Source organism: Acidovorax sp., from assembly GCF_022763525.1.
Lineage (GTDB): Bacteria > Pseudomonadota > Gammaproteobacteria > Burkholderiales > Burkholderiaceae_C > Acidovorax.
Map to the genome: position 1 here is coordinate 1 of NZ_JALEGG010000238.1, position 3944 is coordinate 3944.

The following is a 3944-nucleotide window of genomic DNA, read 5'->3' on the forward strand; positions in this document are numbered from 1 at the left end:
CCGGCCCGAGGGCCCACTCGCCGAGCATTCGCGCTTCTACCAGCGCCTGCACCGCCGGTATGGCAACGACCTTGGCCTGCTGCCCCCCGGCCCTCCGGTGCTGGCCACGATGGAGCAGGCCTACGAGGCGCTGCGAGAACGCGGTTGTGATACCGGCACGGCCTTGCGGGTGGTGCGCCAGCTGGTGATGGAGCGGCTGATCCAGCTGGACTGCGATGCCGCAGCCCCGTTGCCCGACATCACCCGGGCGGTGACCGAGCTGGCCGAGCTCGCGCTCGACAAAGCCTGCCAGCAGGCCCGGCAAGAGCTGGACGAGCGGCACGGCGCACCGCGCGGGCCGGATGGCCAGCCCGTGCAGCTGTGGATCATCGGCATGGGCAAGCTCGGGGCCCGCGAACTCAATGTCTCCAGCGACATCGACCTGATCTACGTGTACGAGCACGATGGCGAGACCGCCGGCACGCCCGAAGGCCGGGGCCGCATCTCCAACCACGAGTATTTCGCCCGGGCCGTCAAGGCCATTTACAGCCTGGTGGGCGACACCACGGAGCATGGGTTTGTCTTCCGCGTGGACCTGGCCCTGCGGCCCAACGGCAATTCAGGGCCGGCGGCAGTGTCCCTGGCGGCGCTGGAGGAATACCTTCAGCTGCATGGGCGCGAGTGGGAGCGCTTTGCCTGGCTCAAGAGCCGCGTCGTCGCGCCGCGCGCGTGCATCAGGAGCTCCGAAGTCCAGGCACTGCGCGGGGTCGTGCTGCCCTTTGTCTTTCGCCGCTATCTGGACTACAGCGTCTTCGATGCGCTGCGTTCGCTGCATCGCCAGATCCGCGACCATGCCGCCCGCCGCAGTGCGGGCCACCCCGAGCGCGCCAACGATGTGAAGCTCTCGCGCGGCGGTATCCGCGAGATCGAGTTCACGGTGCAGCTGCTGCAGGTGGTGCGCGGCGGCCAGTTTCCCGAGTTGCGCTGCCGGCCCACGCTGGATGCGCTGCCGCGCCTGGCGCACGCCGGGCTCATGCCGCAGGAAACAGCCGAGGCGCTGGCACGGGCGTATGTCTTCCTTCGCCGTGTGGAGCACCGCATCCAGTACCTGGACGACCAGCAGACCCATGTACTGCCGACCCGCGACGACGACCTTGCGTGGATCGCCTACACCATGGGCTCACCCGACTGCTGCGCGTTCCTGCATGAACTGGACGCGCATCGCGAACTGGTGGCGCAGGAATTCGACACCCTGCTGGGCGGGGCCGGCAAGAAGCAATGCAACGGCGGAGGTTGCGGCGGCCCCCGCGCGGCCGCACCACCCCCGCCAGAGTTCGACGCACTGCTGGAGCAGCTGCCGCCAGGCTTTCGCGAGCGGGTGGGCGAGTGGCGCGAACACCCCCGGGTGGCGGGGCTGCGCGATGAGGCGCGTGCCCGCCTGTTCCGCTTGGTGCAGCGCACCGCGCAGTGGCTCAAAGAGGGCCGCGTAACCCAGGAGGCCACCCTGCGGCTGGCCAACTGGCTGGAGCCGCTGCTGCGCCGCGAAAGCTACCTGGCACTGCTGCTGGAACGCCCCTCCGTGCACGAACAGTTGCTGCACCTGCTGGGCGCGGCCAAGTGGCCCGCCCGCTACCTGCTGCAACACCCGGGCGTCATCGATGAGCTGGTGGGCGATTCGCTGCTGGCCGAGCGCTTTGTAGTGGCGGACTTCGAACGGGAACTGGCCGTGCGGTTGGCATCGCTGCAATCCACAGGCGAGGACGACGACGAAACGCTGCTCAACCTGCTGCGCCGCGCCCAGCATGCCGAAACCTTCCGCACTTTGGCACGCGACGTGGAGCGGCGCATCACTGTCGAGCAGGTGGCCGACGACCTCTCGGCCCTGGCCGACAGCGTGCTGCGCGTCACCAGCCAGTGGTGCTGGAGCCGCCTCAAGAACCGCCACCGCGACGAGCCCCAGTTCGCCATCATTGGCTACGGCAAGCTGGGCGGCAAGGAGCTGGGCTACGGCAGCGACCTGGACATCGTCTTCGTGTTCGACGACGACGACGACCGAGCGCCCGAGGTCTACGCGGCCTTTGTGCGCAAGCTCATCAACTGGCTCACCGTGAAGACGGGCGAGGGCGACCTGTACGAGATCGACACCGCGCTGCGCCCCAACGGCAACTCGGGCCTCCTGGTCACCAGCTTCGAGGCCTACGCCAACTACCAGCAGCGCCGCGGCAGCAACACCGCGTGGACCTGGGAACACCAGGCCATGACGCGGGCACGTTTCGTGATGGGCAGTGAGGCCCTGCAGGCGCGGTTTGACGCCGTGCGCGAGGCGGTCATTACGTCGGAGCGCGACCCCATGGCCTTGCGCGAGGAGATCGTGCTCATGCGGGAGCGCGTGCGCGCGGCCCACCCGGTGCAGGAAGGGCAGTTCGACGTGAAACACAGCCCCGGCGGCATGGTGGACGCCGAGTTTGCCGTGCAGTATCTGGTGCTGTCGCAGTCCGCCGCGCACCCCGAATTGCGCGGCAACGTGGGCAACATTGCCTTGTTGCAGCGCGCCGAGCAGGTGGGCCTGCTGCCCGCTGGCGTGGGCACGGCGGCGGCGCATGCCTACCGCGAACTGCGGCGCGTGCAGCACATGGCACGGCTGGACGAAGCGCCCACGCAGGTGCCACCCGCCACGGTGCAAGCCGAGCGTGCCGCGATCCTGGCCTTGTGGGTCGCCGTTTTCGGCAAAGGCATGGGCATCGCTCCGTTGCGCCTGAACTGAGGATTGCGGTGTCGCGAAGCGCGGCGGCGTGACAAACGGTTGCACTTTGCCGGGACGGTGGCCCCGAAAACATTCGCCAATTCAAACGGCTGTTTGAATTCTGATGGTCTAATCCGGGGCCATGAGTTTTGGCGCCCCCTTGATCCCCGCAGCCCAGCGCACCGCCCGCAGTGACGGCGAAGACACGCGCGTGCGCCTGCTGCATGCGGCCTTGCAGCTGTTTTCCGAACGTGGCTTTGCGCAGACCTCGGTGCGCGCCATCGCTGAAGCCGCGGGCACGAACGTTGCGGCGATCGCCTACCACTTTGGCGACAAGGCGCGGCTTTACACCGCCACGTTCTACGAGCCCTTTGGCAGCGGCAGCGACCTCATCCCGGTATTTGCCGATCCGGCCCTGACCCTGCACCAGGCGCTGGCCGCGTATTTCGGCGGGTTACTGGAGCCACTCAAGCACGACGACCTGGTCACCCAGTCGCTGCGGCTGCACGTGCGCGAACTGCTGGACCCGACCCACGTATGGCCCGAGCTGATCGAGCGCGAGTGCCGTGCGCCCCACCTGGCCCTGGTGCAGGTGCTGGGCCGTCACATGGGCGTTGCAGAGGCGGACGACGATCTGCACAGGCTCGCGTTCTCGCTGGCCGGGCTGGTGATGCAGATGTGGACCCAGCGCGATCCGCTGCAGGCCATCGCGCCGCAGTTGGCCGGCTCGCAGGCGGTGGACCTGTGGGTGGACCGGCTCACCGGCTATGCCCTCTGCATGGTGCAGGGCGAGATCTCCCGGCGGCGGGCCGCACAACAGCCCGCGCGCCCCACCACGCCTCGGACTTCGAGGACTTCGCACAAGAAGGAAGCCAACGCATGACTTTGATGAGCAAGACGCGACTCTTCTGGGCCGCCTGCCTGCCCATGGCGCTGGGTGCCTGCGCTGTCACGGCGCCGCCCGCCCAGGTGCCCGCCCCGCCGCCCCTGGCATGGCAGGCACCCTTGCCCCACCAGGGGTCGCTGGCCGACCTGGCCGGGTGGTGGACACAGCTGGGCGACCCGCTGCTCGTGGAATTGATCGACGCGGCGCAAGCCATCAGCCCGGGCATCGCGCAGGCCCAGTCCCGCATTGCGCAGGCACGGGCCACGCAGGTGACCAGCCGCGCCGCGCTGCTGCCCTCCCTTGACGGCCAGGCCAGCGCCAGCCGGGGCTTCAACG

At 68.8% G+C, this 3944-nt stretch carries 2 protein-coding genes and 1 pseudogene; all 3 read left to right on the forward strand.

From position 1 onward, the window contains the following. Positions 1-2743 (forward strand): bifunctional [glutamate--ammonia ligase]-adenylyl-L-tyrosine phosphorylase/[glutamate--ammonia-ligase] adenylyltransferase (glnE, locus tag MRY84_RS18125; protein WP_291507095.1); only part of this gene is annotated, 2743 nt, incomplete at its 5' end. 121 nt (positions 2744-2864) lie between these two features. Next, positions 2865-3605, forward strand: coding sequence for a CerR family C-terminal domain-containing protein (locus MRY84_RS18130; RefSeq protein WP_291507096.1), 741 nt, complete (start codon positions 2865-2867; stop codon positions 3603-3605). Then, positions 3602-3944, forward strand: a pseudogene (locus MRY84_RS18135) (RND transporter); the annotation flags it as partial. The gene MRY84_RS18130 and the pseudogene MRY84_RS18135, both read left to right, overlap by 4 nt.

What these genes read in the sequence shown, in the direction of transcription:
- MRY84_RS18130 (WP_291507096.1), top strand. Translation starts at nt 2,865, where the DNA reads ATGAGTTTTGGCGCCCCCTTGATCCCCGCAGCCCAGCGCACCGCCCGC.